Source organism: Streptomyces sp. NPDC088116 (assembly GCF_044741745.1).
In the GTDB taxonomy this organism is placed as follows: domain Bacteria; phylum Actinomycetota; class Actinomycetes; order Streptomycetales; family Streptomycetaceae; genus Streptomyces.
This window is the reverse complement of the sequence record NZ_JBIUTF010000002.1, coordinates 738,291-756,504: the sequence shown is the minus strand read 5'-3', so window position 1 is coordinate 756,504 and position 18,214 is coordinate 738,291. Positions and strand designations below refer to the sequence as shown.

At 70.8% G+C, this 18,214-nt stretch carries 16 protein-coding genes; 12 read left to right on the top strand and 4 right to left on the bottom strand.

Annotation, left to right across the window (positions count from 1 at the left end; genetic code table 11):
- The first annotated feature begins 156 nt into the window (after positions 1–156).
- Entirely contained in the window at positions 157–834 is a 678-nt protein-coding gene (locus ACIOJD_RS09620) for an HAD-IA family hydrolase (RefSeq protein WP_401910321.1), read from the top strand.
- Between the two features lie 57 nt (positions 835–891).
- Here the strand turns inward: ACIOJD_RS09620 and ACIOJD_RS09615 are convergent, their stop codons facing one another.
- On the bottom strand, positions 892–1,629 hold the full coding sequence (locus tag ACIOJD_RS09615) for an ABC transporter permease (protein ID WP_401910318.1): 738 nt from the start codon (positions 1,627–1,629) through the stop codon (positions 892–894).
- Positions 1,630–2,327: 698 nt separating this feature from the next.
- Between ACIOJD_RS09615 and ACIOJD_RS09610 the strand changes: the two genes are divergently transcribed.
- From ACIOJD_RS09610 to ACIOJD_RS09590, 5 genes are all read left to right on the top strand, one after another.
- Positions 2,328–2,981 (top strand): HNH endonuclease family protein, encoded by a 654-nt coding sequence (locus ACIOJD_RS09610; protein WP_401910315.1) that lies wholly within the window; start codon positions 2,328–2,330, stop codon positions 2,979–2,981.
- Between the two features lie 126 nt (positions 2,982–3,107).
- The gene (locus ACIOJD_RS09605) at positions 3,108–4,859 is read left to right on the top strand and encodes an alkaline phosphatase D family protein (RefSeq protein WP_401910312.1); all 1,752 of its coding nucleotides are present in this window, start codon (positions 3,108–3,110) and stop codon (positions 4,857–4,859) included.
- 135 nt (positions 4,860–4,994) lie between these two features.
- Positions 4,995–7,082, top strand: a complete 2,088-nt coding sequence (locus ACIOJD_RS09600; RefSeq protein ID WP_401911680.1) for an FAD/NAD(P)-binding protein — start codon at positions 4,995–4,997, stop codon at positions 7,080–7,082.
- A gap of 68 nt (positions 7,083–7,150) precedes the next feature.
- Entirely contained in the window at positions 7,151–7,591 is a 441-nt protein-coding gene (locus ACIOJD_RS09595; protein ID WP_401910310.1) for a DoxX family protein, read from the top strand.
- 203 nt (positions 7,592–7,794) lie between these two features.
- Complete coding sequence (locus ACIOJD_RS09590; protein WP_401910307.1) at positions 7,795–8,478, top strand: DedA family protein; 684 nt, start codon at positions 7,795–7,797, stop codon at positions 8,476–8,478.
- A 22-nt stretch (positions 8,479–8,500) separates the two neighbouring features.
- On the opposite strand, the gene ACIOJD_RS09585 is transcribed toward ACIOJD_RS09590, so the two are convergent.
- Entirely contained in the window at positions 8,501–8,755 is a 255-nt protein-coding gene (locus ACIOJD_RS09585; protein ID WP_401910305.1) for a DUF2277 domain-containing protein, read from the bottom strand.
- A gap of 152 nt (positions 8,756–8,907) precedes the next feature.
- Entirely contained in the window at positions 8,908–9,645 is a 738-nt protein-coding gene (locus ACIOJD_RS09580; RefSeq protein WP_401910303.1) for a lysostaphin resistance A-like protein, read from the bottom strand.
- Positions 9,646–9,798: 153 nt separating this feature from the next.
- On the opposite strand from ACIOJD_RS09580, the gene ACIOJD_RS09575 reads away from it, so the two are divergent.
- The gene (locus ACIOJD_RS09575; protein WP_401910301.1) at positions 9,799–10,398 is read left to right on the top strand and encodes a TetR/AcrR family transcriptional regulator; all 600 of its coding nucleotides are present in this window, start codon (positions 9,799–9,801) and stop codon (positions 10,396–10,398) included.
- A gap of 28 nt (positions 10,399–10,426) precedes the next feature.
- Positions 10,427–11,230, top strand: a complete 804-nt coding sequence (locus ACIOJD_RS09570; protein ID WP_401910298.1) for a HEAT repeat domain-containing protein — start codon at positions 10,427–10,429, stop codon at positions 11,228–11,230.
- 76 nt (positions 11,231–11,306) lie between these two features.
- Here the strand turns inward: ACIOJD_RS09570 and ACIOJD_RS09565 are convergent, their stop codons facing one another.
- On the bottom strand, positions 11,307–12,335 hold the full coding sequence (locus ACIOJD_RS09565; protein ID WP_401910296.1) for a LacI family DNA-binding transcriptional regulator: 1,029 nt from the start codon (positions 12,333–12,335) through the stop codon (positions 11,307–11,309).
- 149 nt (positions 12,336–12,484) lie between these two features.
- Between ACIOJD_RS09565 and ACIOJD_RS09560 the strand changes: the two genes are divergently transcribed.
- From ACIOJD_RS09560 to ACIOJD_RS09545, 4 genes are all read left to right on the top strand, one after another.
- The gene (locus tag ACIOJD_RS09560) at positions 12,485–13,786 is read left to right on the top strand and encodes an ABC transporter substrate-binding protein (RefSeq protein ID WP_401910294.1); all 1,302 of its coding nucleotides are present in this window, start codon (positions 12,485–12,487) and stop codon (positions 13,784–13,786) included.
- Between the two features lie 29 nt (positions 13,787–13,815).
- Positions 13,816–14,766: a carbohydrate ABC transporter permease gene (locus ACIOJD_RS09555; RefSeq protein ID WP_401910292.1), complete on the top strand. Its 951-nt coding sequence runs from the start codon at positions 13,816–13,818 to the stop codon at positions 14,764–14,766.
- 41 nt (positions 14,767–14,807) lie between these two features.
- Positions 14,808–15,674: a carbohydrate ABC transporter permease gene (locus ACIOJD_RS09550; RefSeq protein WP_401910290.1), complete on the top strand. Its 867-nt coding sequence runs from the start codon at positions 14,808–14,810 to the stop codon at positions 15,672–15,674.
- Between the two features lie 128 nt (positions 15,675–15,802).
- Positions 15,803–18,160 carry a beta-glucosidase gene (locus ACIOJD_RS09545; RefSeq protein WP_401911678.1) on the top strand — a complete coding sequence of 786 codons (2,358 nt, stop codon included), beginning with the start codon at positions 15,803–15,805 and terminating at the stop codon, positions 18,158–18,160.
- The last annotated feature ends 54 nt before the right edge of the window (positions 18,161–18,214 follow it).

Below are 18,214 nucleotides of genomic sequence, written 5' to 3'. Positions count from 1 at the left end.
AATGCGGAAACAAAGTGGTTCCGCCCGTGCACCCTGACCGACGGGCGGAGCCACTCTGTATCGGGGCGAGTCACCTGCCTCGGCACGGGATCACCAGTCTTCGTACGGGCTCATCTGTCCCGCTCGTTCCGCTCCCGCCCTCTGGAGAGTCCGCCGATGCCGGCCACCGCGTCCACCCCGACGTCCGCACTGACCGCACGAGCCCTCCTCCTCGACATGGACGGCACCCTCGTGAACTCCGACGCCTCCGTGGAGCGCTGCTGGCGCCGGTGGGCGGGCGAGCACGGTCTGGACCCTGAGGAGATCCTGACCGTCGTCCATGGCCGCCAGGGGTACGCCACGATGGCCGTACTGCTTCCGGACCGCCCCATGGAGCTGAATTACGCCGACAACCGCAGGATGCTGGCCGAGGAGACCGCCGACACGGACGGCGTCGTCCCCATCCCCGGCGCCCCGGCCTTCCTGTCGGCCGTCGCCACCCTCCCGCACGCCCTGGTCACGTCGGCGAACGTGGCCCTGGCAGACGCCCGGATGACCGCGGCGGCCCTCCCGATGCCCAAGATCCGCGTCACGGCCGAGAACGTCACGGCCAGCAAGCCCGACCCCGAGGGCTTCCTGCTGGGGGCGGCCGAACTGGGCTTCGCCCCGGAGGACTGCGTGGTCTTCGAGGACTCGGAGGCGGGCATCACGGCGGCCCGGTCGGCGGGCATGCGGGTCGTGGGCGTGGGCCCGCGGGCGAAGGCGATGGCACCGGACGCGCACGTCGTGGACCTCACCCAACTGCGGGTGGAGGCGCTGCCGGCGGGCGAGATCGCGCTGCGCTTCGGCGCGTAGGAGCGCACGCCCGGCGCCTTCACGCTCCCTGCGCCCCGACGCGCCCGCCCGCGAACCTCAGCCGTCCCGGTCGATGCGGCCCCGCGCCACCAGTTCCAGCACCACGCTCACCGCCACCGCCTGCACCGCCATCAGCGCCACCAGCACGAACAGTTGCACCGCCCCCGCCAGCACCGGTGACGCGCCTCCCAGCAGCATCCCCACGAACGCGCCCGGCAACGTCACCAGCCCCACCGTCCTGGTCTGATCGAGCCCCGGCAGCAGCGCGTCGGCCGCCGCCGGCCTCGCCACCTCCATCCGGGCGTCCCGGTCCGGCAGACCGAGCGCGAGCCCCGCCTCGACCTCGCCCCGGCGCGCGTGCAGTTCGTCGAGCGCGCGCCGGCCGCCGAGCACCGTCGCGGTGAGCGCGCCCCCGATGAGGATGCCGGTGACGGGGATCAGCGCGATGCCCTTGGCCGGTACGACTCCGGTGAGCAACAGCAGGGCCATCACCGGGCCCACCGCCACCGCGATCGGCACGGCGGTCCACCACCACGTCCCGTTCGCGGTGACCCGGCGCCCGGCGGTCCGTACGGCGACCGCGAACATCAGCGCGACAAAACCGAGCAGCGGCGGTACGGAACCGATCACCCACCCGATGACGAAGGAGACCGCGCCGAGTTGCAGCGCGGCCCGCACCCCCGCGACGGCGATCTCGCGGGCCCGCCCGAGATGCGCGAGAGCCGCCACGGCCACGGCGACGATCAGCAGCAGGCCGAGGACGACCCCGAACGTGATATCGACCCGAAGCAGCACGCGGCCACCCTATGCCGCACCCCGGCGACGGCCCGCGCCGCGGCCACCGACCCGCGCCTGTCCGGCATCCCGGCGACCGGGCCCACGCACGTCCGGCACGCGCCACCGGCCCACGCCCATCCGGCATCCCGGCCACCGGCCCGCGCCCCGCGCCACGCGCCACGTCTGTCCCGCATCCCGGCGACCGGCCCACGCCCATCCGGCATCCCGGCCACCACCCGAGCGACGCACCGCCCCGCGCATGCACCGCCGCACGCAAGCACCCCCCGCACGCACGCATCACCTCGCGCACGCATCACCTCGCGCACGCACCGCCCCGGCACCTCGCCCACCGCCCCGCGCACACCTCACCCCGGCCCCCTCGCCCACCGCCCCACCCCGCGCCCCACGCACGCCCCGCCCCCGCGCCCCCGCGCATCAAGACCGCGCCAGGCCTCGCCGATACCGGCCGCCACCCGCTCCCACCTCGCCAACCTTGCCCCGATAGACCCCAATTGCCGCTCCATCAGAACAACCTCGGCGCCTCAGCCCCCTTGATGTGACGTGCCCATGTCGCCACCCTGTTACCTGGCGCCCACCCCACGGAAACCCGGCGCCGCCACGATGGCGGCCGGGCCCACCGCGCCGCACGGCCCGAGCCAAAGCCCCGCCACGCACGGACAGGTCAGGTTCGTCCCCCACCCCCCAAGGGAGTTCGCATGTCAGCCATCTACGCGCGTCGCATGCCTCGTATCGCCGTCCTCGCCGCATCGGCGGCCCTCGCCACCGCCACCACCCTGCTCACCGCCCCCACGGCGCAGGCCGCCATGCCCACCCCGATCAGCGCCTCCACGGCCCGTACCTACCTGGGCCAGCTGACCGTGCAGGCGGAAGGTTCCTCCAGCGGTTACAGCCGCGAGATGTTCCCGCACTGGATCACCCAGTCCGGCGCCTGCAACACCCGCGAGGTCGTGCTCAAGCGCGACGGTTCGAACGTCCAGCAGGACTCCGCCTGCGCCGCCACCAGCGGCAGCTGGTACTCGGAGTACGACGGCGACACCTGGACCGCCGCGTCCGACGTGGACATCGACCACATGGTGCCGCTCTCCGAGGCCTGGAAGTCGGGCGCCAGCAGCTGGAGCACCTCGCAGCGGCAGGCGTTCGCCAACGACCTGACCCGCCCGCAGCTCATCGCCGTCACGGACAACGTGAACCAGTCGAAGGGCGACCAGGACCCGGCGGAGTGGATGCCGCCGCGCACCGCCTACAAGTGCACCTACGTCCGCGCGTGGGTGCAGGTCAAGCAGTACTACGGCATGACGGTCGACTCCGCCGAGAAGACCGCGCTCAGCAGCGCCCTGAGCGGCTGCTGAGCGTCCGCGCACGGGCTCCGGCCAGGCGCTGAGCGGTTTCTGAACGACTCCTGAGCGCCGACGGCCGCCCCCCTGCCCGCCCTCCTCCGTCGTTCCGTACCGTACGGAACGACGGAGGAGGCACATATGACCGGACTGCGCCTGGGACCACTACTGCGCTACGTCGACTGGGACGGCGACGGTACGGCGACCATCTGGGTCGAGGCGGACCGGCCGTCCACGGCGGAGGTCCGCTGCGAGGACGGCGCGTACGGCACATCCCGTACGTTCCACATCGCCGGCCACCACTACGCGCTGATCCCGGTGACCGGCCTGACCCCCGGCACCGCGACCCCGTACGACGTGCTCCTCGACGGCCGCCGCGTCTGGCCGCCCGAGGACTCCCCGTATCCGCCGAGCACGATCCACACCCCCGCCGCCCTCCCGTCCCCAGGCCCCGGACCGGACACCGCCCCGGATTCCGGGACGGTCCCCGGCGAGCTGCGCGTCTCCTTCGGCTCCTGCCGCTGGGCCTCCCCGCCCCACGGCGAACCGGACCCCGTCGGCCCCGACGCGCTGGACACCCTCGCGACCCACCTCGCGGCCCACCCCGACGCGACACGCCCCGATGTCCTGCTGCTCCTCGGCGACCAGGTGTACGCGGACGAGACGTCGAAGACGACCCAGCGCCGGATGGCCGGGCGCCGGGACCTGAGCGAGCCGCCGGGCGCGGAGGTCGCGGACTACGAGGAGTACACCCACCTCTACGACGAGTCCTGGAGCGACCCCGACGTACGCTGGCTGCTCTCCACCGTCCCCAGCTGCATGATCTTCGACGACCACGATCTGGTCGACGACTGGAACACCAGCGCCGCCTGGCTGGCGGACATGCGCGCCGAGCCCTGGTGGCAGGAGCGGGTTCTCAGCGGGCTGATGTCGTACTGGGTCTACCAGCACCTCGGCAATCTCACCCCCGCCGAACTGGCGGGGGACGAGCTGTACGCGGCCGTACGCGCGGAGCCCGACGGCACCGACCTGCTGCGGCGGTTCGCCTCCGAGGCCGACCGCGACCCGGCGTACACGCGGTGGAGTTACCGGCGCGACTTCGGGCGCACCCGGCTGCTGATGGTCGACTCCCGCGCCGCCCGCGTACTGGACGAGCAGCACCGCGCGATGCTCAACGAGGGCGAGGCGCGGTGGGTTCGGGACCAGGTGCTGGACGGCCGGGACCGGGTGCTGGACGGCCGGGGCCCGGCGGCGGACGGGCGAGCCCCGGCGGAGGGGCCGTACGATCATCTCCTCATCGGCACCTCACTGCCCTGGCTGCTCCCGCCCTTCATCCATGACGTGGAGTCCTGGAACTCCGCGCTCTGCCACGGCGAACGCGGCCCGCGCTGGGCGCGCTTCGGCGAACGGCTGCGCCGAGCGGCCGATCTGGAGCACTGGGCCGCCTTCCCCGACTCCTTCCAGGAGCTGGCGGCTCTCATCGCGGAGGCGGGCAGCGGCCCCAGGGCCCCGGCGACCGTGTGCGTCCTGTCCGGCGATGTGCACCACGCGTATATCGCCGAACCGTCGTGGCCGGCCGGCGATCCGGACGCGCGGGTCCTCCAGTTGACCTGCTCCCCGGTGCACAACTCCGTCCCCGCCTATATGAAACTCGGTTTCCGCTTCGGCTGGAGCCGGCTGGGCAGACGCCTGGGACATGCCCTGATCCGGCACGGACGGGTCGGGCCGTCCTCGGTCAACTGGGGCAGAACGGGCGGGCCATGGTTCGGGAATCAGCTGATGACACTGACGATGCGGGGCCGTTCGGCCGGCCTCCGGCTGGACCACGCCCGCACCGGGGACGGCGGTGCGGAGCTGGTGACCGTACAGGAGCGGCCCCTGACATCCGCCTGACGAACTGACGGCACAGCACCCCCCGAGGCCGCCCATATCACCTGATTCCGAACGCCCTTACCCGGAGTCGTGACGCTTCCCACACGGGGTCATCCTTCACCCAAGGGTTCGAACTCATGGCACACCAACGGCATGATGATCGGACCATCCGCTTCCAGCACCCCAGATGCCCCGGGAGTCACTGCTTTGTCCGCTGTACGGCAGCCCCTGCCCCGCTCTCTCGCCGTCGTCGGCGCCGGTCCTCGCGGCACCTCGGTCCTGGAAAGACTCTGCGCGTCCGTGCCCGAACTGGCCCCGGACACCCCGTTGACCGTGCATGTCATCGACCCCGAGCCGCCGGGCGCGGGCCGTGTCTGGCGTACCGACCAGTCGGCCGAGCTGCTGATGAACACGGTGGCCTCGCAGGTGACCGTCTTCACCGACGACAGTGTCGAGTGCGAGGGGCCGATATGTCCGGGGCCGAGCCTGTACGAGTGGGCCGCGAACCGCCCCGGCGAACGGCTCGGCCCCGACGACTATCCGAGCCGAGCCGCGTACGGCCGCTATCTGGAGTGGGCCTTCCGCATGACCGTGGAGGGCGCCCCGGCGAATGTGACGGTCGAGGTCCACCGGGCCCGCGCGGTCCGTCTGGATGACGACATCAACACCCCCACCCCCTCCCGCCCCTTCACCCCGTCCGGCGCCTCCGCCTCACCGCGCACCCACACCCCGTCTCCCGCTTCGGCCGATATGTGCGGCATGTCCGCACCGTACCGCCCCACCCAGACGCTCACCCTGGACAACGGCACGACGCTTTCCGGCCTCTGTGCCGTGGTCCTCGCGCAGGGCCATCTGCCGGTGGTTTCCGGCCAGACCCAGGTGACCCTCGCGGAGTACGCGGCCCGGCACCGGCTTCGCTATCTGCCACCTGCCAACCCCGCCGATGTCGATCTCTCCTCGGTGGCCCCCGGCGAACCGGTGCTGCTGCGCGGACTCGGGCTGAATTTCTTCGACCACATGGCGCTGCTGACGGCCGGTCGCGGCGGTATTTTCAGCCGCGACGCCGACGGCGTACTCGTATACCACCCGTCCGGCCGGGAGCCGCAGTTGTACGCGGGGTCGCGGCGCGGGGTCCCGTACCAGGCGCGCGGGGACAACGCGAAGGGCCCGTCCGGCCGGCATCTGCCGCTCCTGCTGACCCCGGGCGTGATCGCGGTGTTCCGCAAGCGCGCGGACGAGGGCGACCCGCCGGACTTCCTCGCGGAGATATGGCCGCTCATCGCCAAGGAGGTGGAGGCGGTCTTCTACCGGACGACATGGACGGCGGAAGGCCGCCCTCCGGCCGACTGGGCGCGCGTGCTCGACCGCTTCCTCGCGGCGCCCCACGGCAGCCCGCAGGAGGCCGCCGTTCTCGACGACGCGGGGATCGCACCGGCGGACCGCTGGTCCTGGGACGGGATCGCGCGGCCGTACGACGGGGCGGACTTCCGCGATCCGGCGGATCATCGTGCCTGGTTGCTGGCCCATCTGCGCAGGGACGCGGCGCAGGCCGAACTCGGCAATGTCGCGGGTCCGGTCAAGGCCGCGCTGGACGTACTGCGCGATCTGCGCAACGAGGTGCGGCTGATCGTGGACCACGCGGGCATCTCCGGCACCTCTCGTCGCGACCACCTCGACCGCTGGTACACCCCCCTCAACGCCTTCCTCTCCATCGGTCCGCCGCGCCGCCGCATCGAGGAGATGGCGGCCCTGGTCGAGGCGGGCGTGCTGGATGTGATCGGCCCGCGGACGTCGGTACAGGCGCGGGACGGCGCCTTTGTCGCCGAGTCGCTCGACGTGCCGGGTTCGGTGATCCGCGCGACCACTCTCGTGGAGGCACGACTGCCCGAACCGGACCTTCGGCGCAGTAGCGATCCTTTGCTGTCGCGACTGCTGAAGACCGGCCAGTGCCGACCGCACCATATCGGTGGTTACGAGACCGGTGGACTGGATGTAACACGGCGGCCATATCTGCTGATTGACCGTCAAGGGGAGCCCCACTCAAGGAGGTTCGTCCTCGGAGTGCCCACGGAAGGGGTGCACTGGGTAACCGCGGCGGGAGCCCGGCCGGGGGTCGGCTCCGTGATGCTCTCGGACTCCGACGCGGTGGCACGTGCCATCTTGCGAAGGCCGGTCGCCGACGAAGTGGAATATCCGGCGAAAATTGGCCCTCGACAGAATGTTGAACTTGCAAGCATAGATTAGGCCTGCCTAACGTATGGGGGGAGCTTCCTCGTCGGTCCAGACCAATGATCGAAGGAGTACAACCCCCCATGTACACACGTCTCAATCACGCCCAGCCCTACGCGCTCGGACTCTTCCGCATCGTCGTCGGGCTGCTCTTCGCCTGCCATGGAGCGGCTTCACTCTTCGGCGTCTTCGAGAAGGAGACCGTGCCGACCGGCACGTGGCCCGGCTGGTTCGCCGCCGTCATCCAACTCGTCGGCGGCGTCCTGGTGATGCTGGGCCTCGGCACACGCATAGCGGCCCTGGTGGCCTCCGGTTCCATGGCGTACGCGTATTTCAAGGTCCATCAGCCGGACGGCCTCTTCCCCATGGAGAACAACGGCGAGCCCGCCGCCATGTTCTGCTGGGCCTTCCTGCTGATCGTCTTCACCGGCCCAGGGGCGATGGCCCTGGACCAGCTGTTCGCCTCCCGCTCCGGCGGCTCCGAGGCGAAGCGGGAGGAACAGCGCACAGCGGTGGCGGCCTGACGCCCGAGCAGAAGTAGCACCCGAGCAGAAGTAGCAGTGGAAACAGACGGCGCCCGGACCCGAGTCGAGGGTCCGGGCGCCGTTTTCGACCGCCCCGGACGATCTCCGCGCACCGCACAGGCGTACGCTGTACGGCGACACCCGCCCCTGCCGCTCCCGCGACGCCGCGGCTGTCACAGGACCGGGCCGGGGGAGTCGCAGAAGTGCTGGAGAGTGTGGGGCTGCTGACCGGCAGCCCATGGATCTACGCCGTCGTGGCCGTCTCCGTACTGCTCGATGTGTTTCTCCCCGTACTGCCCAGCGGGGTCCTGGTGATCACGACCGCCACGGCGGCCGCCGCCGGATCGACCAGCGTCGCGGGCGCGGCGGCCGGAGCCGCGGGCAAGGTCGCACAGGTACCGCAGGAGGTGCCGTCCCTGCTGATCCTGATGGTGTGCGCGGCGGTCGCCTCCGTACTCGGCGACCTGGTCGCCTTCCGGCTCGCCCGGCGCGACGGCGGCCGGCTCACCCGCGCCATCGCCCGCTCACGCCGGCTGACCACCGCGCAGGAACGCCTCGGCGGCGCGCTCAGCCGTGGCGGCGGCATCCTGGTCGTCATCGCCCGTTTCGCACCGGCCGGCCGCTCGGTGGTCTCACTGAGCGCGGGCGCGGCCCACCGCAAGGTGAAGGACTTCCTGCCCTGGTCGGTGCTGGCGGGTGTGGCATGGACGGGCTACAGCGCGGGTCTCGGCTACTTCGGCGGCCAGTGGCTCGGCGCGAGCTGGGTCGGCGCGGCCGTCTCCGTACTGGCCCTGTTCGCGGCGGGCGCGCTGGCGGCGTACGTCATACGCCGTCCGTCGGCGGCGACCGCACAGCCGACGACGGTGACGGCGGCTCCCGCCGCGTAGGCGCTTACGCCCGCTCATACGCTCAGGTGCCCTGGCTCACCGGAGAGTCGGACTTCACCGAGCGGACCGATCCCCGGACCTCGATGTCCTGGAGAAGCTTCGCGGTCGACGCCGCGATCTCGTCGACGGCCCGCTGGAAGACCTCGCGATTGTGCGCGGCCGGCTCACGGAAGCCGGAGACCTTGCGTACGTACTGGAGAGCGGCGGCCCGGATGTCCTCCTCGGTGGCCTCTTCGGGGAGGACGGGCGGACGGAGGGTCTTGATGCTGCGGCACATGTTTCCAGTGTGGCCCATGACTCGTACGCGCGGCCCGGCCCGGAACACCTCCCCCATCCGCTCTGCCGTACGGCCGGGCTCCCTCCGTACGAAATGATCAACGTCGAGTTTCGTGACGGACAGCGCTTCGCCCCCGGATTCCAGGCGATCGCTCAGGTGCCGGAGAGCGCCAACAGCGCGGGCACCAGCACGCTTATCCCGTTGTTGGCCACGTGGACGCACACGCCGGGCCACACCGATCCGGTCTTGCGCAGCAGAAGCGCGGCGGCGACACCGACCACAAAGGCGATGGGCAGGATGACGTTCACGCCGTGCACGAGGGCGAAGACCGCGGAACTGGCGAGGACGCCGGCCCAGGGGCCGTAGCGCCCGAGCGCGTTGGCCAGTACGCCGCGGAAGGCGAGTTCTTCCCCGATCGGGGTGGCGATCGCGCCGAAGAGGAACGTGAGGACGAGCGAGAGCCCTCCCCCGCTCGCGGCGGCACGGTAATCGCCCTGGGGGTTGCTGGTGTCGCCGGAGATCTGGGCGTAGGCGATCGCCACCACGATGTTCAGCAGGAAGGCGCCGGCCCCGAGCGCGGCCCCGAGCACGAGCCACTTCCCGGCCACTCGTCGCAGGCCGAACGCCTTCAGGTCCCGGACGCGGAGGACGACGGCGATCCCGAACGCGCCGAGTCCGGCCAGCGCGGACACCGCGTAGCTCACGATCCCGCGGGCGACGGCCTGCTCGTCGGACATCGAGACGATCACGGCGATACCCGCGCCGACGAGGGCGGCGTACGTCACCGTCGCTCCGGCGATCTCGGGCCATCCGGGCCGCTTCGTGGTGCGCTCCGGCAGTGCGTCAGCAGACGCCGCCGCGGGGGCAGGGCTCAGGTAGTCGTTCGACATGGTGCTTCCCGTTCCGTGGTCCGGCTGTGATGAGTGAGAGGTGCCGGTGCGGGGGTCAGTGCGCGGGCACCACCCCTGGCACGCTGTGCCAGCACACCGTACCAGTACAGCGTACCGGTACGGTGTGCTGGCACGACGTACTAGGATGCGCACATGTCTAGACGGGACGAGATCATCGAAGCGGCCCTACGGCTGACGCAGGCCGGGGGCATCGGCGCCCTGAGCGTGCGGGCGGTCGCGAACGCGGCAGGTATCGGGCCGACGACGTTGCGCCACTACTTCCCCTCGCAGGCCGACCTGCACCAGGCCGTCGCGGTCGCGCTCGTCAGCGGGTCACTCGACGACCTGGACATCGCGGACGACACACGCGATCCGGTCCAACGGCTGTACGAGTGCCTTGTGCAGTTCCTTCCTCCGGCCGAGCATCAGGAGGCGGTGCTGGGCGGCTGGTTCGAGTTGTACCGGCTCGCCCTGGGCCCGGAGCCCCTGCCTGCGGTACGGGGGCTGCTGGAGAGCGGGCACCACTCGTCCGCGCAGGTGCTCCAGCGGTGGCTCGGAACGCTCGCCGACCAGGGACACGTGGTGCCAGGCGAGGTCGACGCGCACATCACCCGCGTTCTGGCGCTGATCGACGGGCTCCATCTGAACCTCCTGACCGGCCCGGAGCGCTTCGACCTCGATGTGGCGAGAGAAGCCCTCCGATGGTTCGCCGAACGTGTGATCAGGCAAGAGACCCTGCTGGATGCTGAGTGATCGCAGTCGGTCAGTAATATGCCCGGCCATGGCGATGTTCGTGCACTTGACGTCGGCGGCGAACGCGCAGCGCATCCGACGGTCCGGTATCCGGGCAGCGAGCCGGGGACAAGGCGGTGCGCGCGGGGTGTACTGCTTTCCGGTGCTGCCGTCGTACACCCTCACCCACCAATGGCTGCGCGAACTGGCCCGTTTCGGTAGCCGGGGCGGGCTTGTGGCCGTCCACGTACGGCTGGACGACGATCAGCCCGTGCTGGCCGGGCGCTATACGGACCGGACCCGGGACGCCCGGTCCACCGTTCCCGCGGCCGAGGCGGTGCGGCGGATCGCCTCACTGGGCGACCCGCGAGGGTGGGAGGTGTTCGTACCTCGGGCGATCCGGCCGCGCGAAGTGCACCGGATCCGCACCGCGCCCCAGGTCGTGGGCTGGCGGTACCGGCCGGACGCGCACGGCGTCCGCCCCTGCACCTGCTACGGATGCCGGGTGAGGGGAGGGTACGGGGCGCGGCGCCTGCGCGAGCGGCTGCCGCATCCGCTTGACGGGCCGCCGCCACCGGCCGAAGTACTGCTCGCCAGGGTCGCGGCAGCCGGCGACCCCGGAGACCCGGCCGAGCCGCGTGAGGCACTGCATTGGCTCGGCATGCGTCGACGGGGCCCGCTTGTCCAACTGACCCGCCTTGCCGCCCACCCGGACCCCGGCGTGCGCGAGGACCTGGTGTGGGCGGTCGCCGGCTGGTCCACTCCCGGGATCGCCGAACTGCTGGACGGTCTCGCCGGCGACTCGCACCCCGACGTCCGGGAGGCGGTGGAGGCCGTCCGTGAGTCGCGGTGATCACTGAACCCTTGGAATTGATCATCCAAGGGCTGTCCCGTGATCCCTGGCGCCCTCCGGGGATCACGGGAGAGCCTCAGGCCGTGTCCACCGGCTCCAGCCGCGCCGTACTGTCCCGTACGACCAGCCGCGTACCGAACTCGATACGCGCGTCGGCCTGGTCGGAGCGCCGCAGGCGCAGCAGCATCCGTGCCGCCTCCTCCGCCATCTCCACGAGCGGCTGGTGCACGGTGGTCAGGGCGGGGCTGGACCACTGGGCGAACGGGATGTCGTCGTACCCCACGACCGACAGGTCCTCCGGGATACGGAGCCCCAGCACCCGGGCCGCCTCCAGCACGCCCAGTGCCTGAAGGTCGCTGCCCGCGAAGACGGCGGTCGGCCGGTCGGGGCCCTGGAGCAGTTCCATGGCGTGCGCGTTCCCCGACCGGACGTGGAAGTCGCCGAACCGTACGAGCGCCGGGTCCACTTCAAGACCGGCCATACCCATGGCCGAGCGGAAGCCGTCGAGGCGCGCCAGTGAGCACAGCATGTCCTGGGGGCCGGTGATGACGGCGATCCTGCGGTGGCCGAGTTCGGTGAGGTGCCGGGTGGCGGCGAGTCCGCCGGCCCAGTTGGCGGACCCGACAGAGGGCACATCGGGTTCCGGATCGCCGGCCGGGTCGATGATGACGAAGGGGATCGCCCGGGACCACAGCTTCTTCTTGAGGTCGTCCGGGAGCGTCGAGAAGACCAGGACGACACCGAGCGGGCGCCGTCGCAGCACGCCCTCCACCCAGTCGGCGCCCGGTGAGTGACGGGTGCCGGTCTCGGTGAGCACCACGCTCACGCCGGTCTCCTTGGCGACGTTCTGGACCCCTCTGATCAGCTCCATCGCCCAGGTGCTGTCCAGCTCGTGGAAGACGATCTCGATGAGCGGCGCCTCGGGAGCGCTGGGGGTGGAGCGCCGGTAGCCGTGTTCCTCCAGCAGCTCCTCCACCTTGACCCGGGTGGGGGCAGAGACATCGGGGCGCCCGTTGAGGACCTTCGAAACTGTCGAAAGAGATACCCCGGCTTGCGAGGCCACCTGGGCCAGAGTGACCCGGCCCGCACTCCTGTCATCACGCATGGGCTGAAGGATAGGCCACCTGCCCTCGGTAACGGTTTGGTCGCGCGACGACCGCACTGTTGACCGCTCCGGGGCGGAGTCCTACGGTCACTCGCCATAATACTTTCGGCGAAGTCGCCGATACTTTCGATACGTCGAGAGGTCGAACGATGACAACACGCGCACGGTTTTCCCGGACCGTCGCCGGTGGCGTGGCGCTCGTCCTGGGACTGAGTCTGGCGGCCTGCGGCGGTGGCGGCAGCGCCTCCGGTGGCTCCGAGGAGTTCCATGTGCTCGTCTACGGCGACGCCGCGAACAAGGTGGAGAAGCGGATCGTCGCGACGTTCAACAAGGCCTCGAAGGTCAAAGCGGTGCTGGACACCGTCCCCGGCGCGGACTACCAGCAGAAGCTCCAGACCATCATCAACACCCCGCAGGCTCCGGACGTCTTCTTCAACTGGGGCGGCGGCAGCATCCAGCCGTTCGTGAAGGCGGATCTGCTGCTGCCGCTCGACGAACTGGGCCCGGACGGCCAGGGGCTCAAGCCGAGATTCCTGCCGTCGGTCTTCGACACGGCGGTGGTCGACGGCAAGGCGTACGGCGTCCCCATGCGCGGCACCCAGCCGGTCCTGCTCTTCAACAACAGCGAGGTGCTCGCGGACGCGGGCGTCCGGCCGCCGAAGACCTGGGACGAACTGCTCGACGCCGTAAGGAAGTTGAAGGACAAGGACATCACGCCGATCGCCCTCGGCGGCGGCGACCGGTGGCCCACCCTGATGTGGTTCGAGTATCTCTACGACCGTATCGCCGGTCCCGGGCTGATCGAGAAGGCCCTGGCGGGCGACACCGGCGTGTGGGAGAGCGCCGACAGCAAGAAGGCGCTGAGCATGCTCAAGGAACTGGTGGACGCGGGCGCGTTCGGCACCAACTACGACTCCGTGAAGTTCACCGACGGCGGCTCCCCCGCGCTGCTGGCCGGCGGAAAGGCGGGCTTCGAGCTGATGGGCTCGTGGGAGTACTCCACCGTCCAGGACGCGAATCCCGACTTCGCCGAGAACGGCCTGGGCTACAGCGCCTTCCCCAGCGTCGAGGGCGGCAAGGGCGACCCGGCCGCCGTCGTCGGCAACACCAACAACTTCTACTCGGTGCTGAAGAAGACCGAGCACGCCGAAGACATCGCGAAATTCCTCACGTTGATGTATTCGGACGAATTCGTGAAGGAGCAGCTGGCCATCGGCAATCTGCCCACCACCACGAACACCTCGAAGTTCTTGGACTCCGCCGAGAACCCGGGCTATCTGAAGTACCAGTTCGACCTGGTCGACAAGGCGTCCTCGTTCCAGCTGTCGTGGGACCAGGCCTACCTCCAGACGAACGCCACGCCACTGCACCAGGCCGTCCAGCAGTTCTTCAACGGGCAGACCGACGCCGACGGATTCATCAAGGCCATGCAGGCCCTGACCACCGGCTGAGGGCGATGTCCGACATGGTGACGTCCGACATGGCTCCCCTCGCACCACCGGCGAAGGAAAAGGAGGGGCGGCAGCGGTCGCCCGGCGCGCGCCCGGCAACGGCCCACCAGGGCGTCGCCCGCCCCGGCATCGGCTGGGCGCTGCCCGCCACCCTGTTCTTCGCCCTGTTCGCGATCGTGCCGCTGGTGCTGGTCGCCGTCCTGTCCTTCACCAGCTGGAGCGGGCTCGGATCGCCTCAGTTCGCGGGCCTCGACAACTGGGCCGCGCTGGCCCACGACCCGGTGATGATCAAGAGCCTCTGGCTGAGTGTGCTGCTCACGGCGTTGGGCGTGGCGACCCAGACACCGCTGTCCCTCCTGCTGGGCGTCTGGGCAGCGGGCCCGCAGCGCAACCGGGCCGTGCTCTCGGCGGTCTTCTTCGTACCGCTGCTGCTGTCCGCCACGGCGGTGTCCGTGCTCTGGCGGGCGCTGCTCGACCCCAACTTCGGCGTACCGGCGCAGGCACGCTGGCTGTTCGGGGACGGCAACCTCCTGGGCTCGCGCACGGGGGCGATCGGCGTACTCGTGCTGGTGAGCACCTGGCAGTTCACCCCGCTGCACGCGCTGATCTACCAGGGCGCGACGCGCGCGATCCCCGCCGTGCTCTACCAGGCGGCGGCGATCGACGGCGCCGGGACCGTACGGCAGTTCTTCCACATCACCCTGCCGCAGCTGCGCAACTCCATCATCACGTCGGTGATCCTCATGGTGGTCGGCGGGCTCACGACCTTCGACACCGTACTGATCATGACCCAGGGCGGCCCCGGCACGGACACCACCATCAGCGCCTTCTACATGTACCAAAAGGCCTTCAAGGGCTTCGAGTTCGGCGCGGGGGCCGCGATCGCGCTGATGCTGGTGCTCGTCGCGACGGCCATCTCGCTGATCGTGGTGCGGGTTTCGGGCTACGACAAGATGGCCGGCACGAGGGAAGGCCTGTGATGGGGCGCGGAGGGCCTGTGATGAGGCGCGGAGGGCCTGTGATGAGGCGCGGTCCGATGGCGGGACACCACCCGGGGACGAGGCAGCAATCGGGGCCGCGCCCCAACTACCTCGCGGGCGTTGGTGTGTTGCTGTGGCTGTGCCTCGTCGCACTGCCGCTGTACGTGATGCTCGGCGCGACCGTCCGGACCCGGCCGGACTACAGCGCGGGCGGCCCGCTCTCGTTCCCCGAGAACGTCACCTTGTCCAACTACACACAGGACTTCTCCAACGGCTTCGGCCGCTACTTCCTCAACACCATGGTCGTCACGACGAGCGTCGTGGTGATCGTGCTGCTGCTCGTACCGCCGCTGGCCTTCTCGATCGTACGGAACCGGGGCCGCGCCACCGGCCGTGTCTTCCGCCTCTTCCTGCTGGGGCTGGCGATCCCCGCCCAGGCGGTGATCGTCCCGATGTTCTACGTGATCAGCACGGCGGGTCTGTACGACAACCTCATCGGCGTCATCCTGCCCACCGCCGCCTTCTGTCTGCCCGTCTGCGCGCTCATCCTCACCGGCACCATGCGTGACATCACCGACGAACTCTTCGAGGCGATGGCCATCGACGGGGCGACCACCCGGCGGGTCTTCTTCCAGCTCGTCGTACCGCTGTCCAGGAGCGGGCTCGCGACGATCGTGGTGTTCTCGGCGCTCCAGGCGTGGAACGGCTTCCTCTTCCCGCTCGTCCTGACACAGTCCGAGGAGACCAAGGTGCTCACCCTGGGGCTGTACAACTTCCAGACCCAGTACGGCATCAACATCCCCGGCCTGCTGGCGGCCGTGGTCCTGTCCACCCTGCCCGTCCTGCTCGTCTACCTGTTCGCCCGCCGCGCCCTGGTCCAGGGGCTGATGGGCGTCGGAGGAAAGTGATCGACAACGTGACGACCGCTGATACCCACTCCGGCTCCAGAAGCAGTGCCGGAAACAGCACCGGCACCGACCCCGGCGCGTCCACTCCGGAGGACCGCGCGAAACGGATCGAGTACCTGATCACCACCATGACGCTGGAGGAGAAACTCGCCCAGCTGTACGGCCTGTGGGCCGGAGCCTCCGAAGACGGAGCCGAAGTCGCCCCGCACCAGCACGACATGGACTGCCCGCCGTCGCTGGACGAGCTACTGCCTTCTGGTCTGGGCCAGTTGACCAGGCCGTTCGGCACGGTCCCGGTGGACCCCGCGCTCGGCGCCCTGTCGCTGATGCGCACCCAGGAACGTATCGTCGTGGCCAACCGGTTCGGCATCCCCGCCATGGCCCACGACGAGTGCCTCGCGGGCTTCGCCGCGTGGGGAGCCACCACCTACCCCGTCCCGCTGTCCTGGGGCGCGGCCTTCGACCCGGATCTCGTACGGGAGATGGCGGCCGCGATCGGCCGCGACATGCGGTCGGTGGGCCTGCACCAGGGGCTCGCCCCCGTACTCGACGTGGTGCGCGACGCCCGCTGGGGCCGGGTCGAGGAGACCATCGGCGAGGACCCCTACCTGGTCGGCACGGTCGGCACGGCCTACGTCCAGGGCCTGGAGTCCGCCGGAATCGTGGCCACCCTCAAACACTTCGCGGGCTACTCCGCCTCGCGCGGCGGCCGCAATCTCGCACCGGTGGGCATGGGCGCGAGGGAGCGGGCCGATGTCATCCTCCCGCCGTTCGAGATGGCGGTACGGGAGAGCGGCGTACGGTCCGTGATGCACGCGTACACCGACACCGACGGGGTGCCCTCCGCCGCCGACGAGGACCTGCTGACCGGTCTGCTCCGGGACACCTGGGGCTTCGACGGCACGGTGGTGGCCGACTACTTCGGCATCGCCTTCCTCAAGACACTGCACCGGGTCGCCCCCGACTGGGGCGCGGCCGCCTCGGCGGCCCTCATCGCGGGCGTCGACATCGAACTGCCCACGGTGAAGACCTTCGGAGCGCCGTTGCGGGACGCGGTCGCCGCCGGGAAGCTGCCCGAGTCCATGATCGACCGCGCGCTGCGCCGCGTACTGACGCAGAAGGCGGAGCTGGGGCTGCTGGACCCGGGCTGGACGCCGGTACCGACGGCGCTGGCGGGGGTGTCCACGCGGGTCGGCGGGCCGGCCGACGGTCAGGGACTGCGCGGCACCGTGGACCTCAACTCCCCCGCACACCGGGACATCTCACGCCGTCTGGCGGAACGCTCGGTGATCCTCCTGCACAACGACGGAACTCTCCCACTCGACCGCCCGGCCCGTATCGCGCTCATCGGCCCACAGGCCGACACGCCCACGGCGGTCCTGGGGTGCTACTCCTTCCCCGTACACGTGGGAACGCAGCACCCCGACACCCCGGCGGGCATCGAACTGCCCACTCTGCGGGAGGCGTTGACGGCGGAGTTCCCCGAGGCCGAGATCGTCACCGTGCCGGGCGCGGGCATCGACTCGCCCGACACGGCCGGTTTCGCCCAGGCGGTACGGGCGGCCCGCGACGCGGACGTGGTGGTCGCCGCGCTGGGCGACCGGGCGGGACTGTTCGGTCGCGGTACGAGCGGCGAGGGCTGCGACGCGGAGGACCTGGCCCTGCCCGGTGTACAGGGACAGCTGCTCGACGCGCTGCTCGACACCGGTACGCCGGTGGTGGTGACACTGCTGGCGGGGCGCCCGTACGCACTGGGCCGCGCGGCGGGGGCAGCGGGGACAACGGCGTTGTCGGGAGCTGCCGGAGCGATTGTGCAGTCCTTCTTCCCCGGCCAGGAGGGCGCACCGGCCGTGGCGGGCGTACTCAGCGGCCGGATCAACCCCTCGGGCCGGCTGCCCGTGAGCGTCCCCCGGCTGCCCGGGGCCCAGCCGTCCACGTACCTCGCGGCCCCGTTGGCGCAGGTCAGCGAGGTCTCCAGCATCGACCCCAGCCCGGCCTTCGCCTTCGGGCACGGTCTGACGTACACCTCGTTCGCCTGGTCGGGCCTGTCAGGCCCATCAGGCCTGGAGCCGGGCGAGCCGCTGGAGATCGGTACGGACGGTTCCGTACGGCTGTCCTTCACGGTCCACAACACGGGCGACCGGGCGGGCACCGAGGTGGTGCAGCTGTATCTGCACGATCCGGTCGCCTCGGTCGTCCAGCCGGTCCAGCGGCTGATCGGCTATCTGCGGGTCCCCCTGGGGCCGGACGAACGGGCCGAGATCGGCGTACGCGTGCCCGCCGACCTGGCCTCCTTCACCGGCCGCGACGGACACCGCAGGGTCGAGCCGGGCGACCTGGAGCTGCGTCTGGGCGCCTCCAGCGCCGATGTCCGGCTGACGGCCCGGGTACGGCTGACGGGTCCGGTACGGCGGGTCGACCACACCCGCGCGCTGCACGCCGCGTTCACTCTCACGCCGGGATGCGAAAACCCGGGGGCGGCCTAGGGTGGCGCTCAGGGCGCCCAGCACCACCGGTCGCCCCGCCCGGCGAAAGACCGG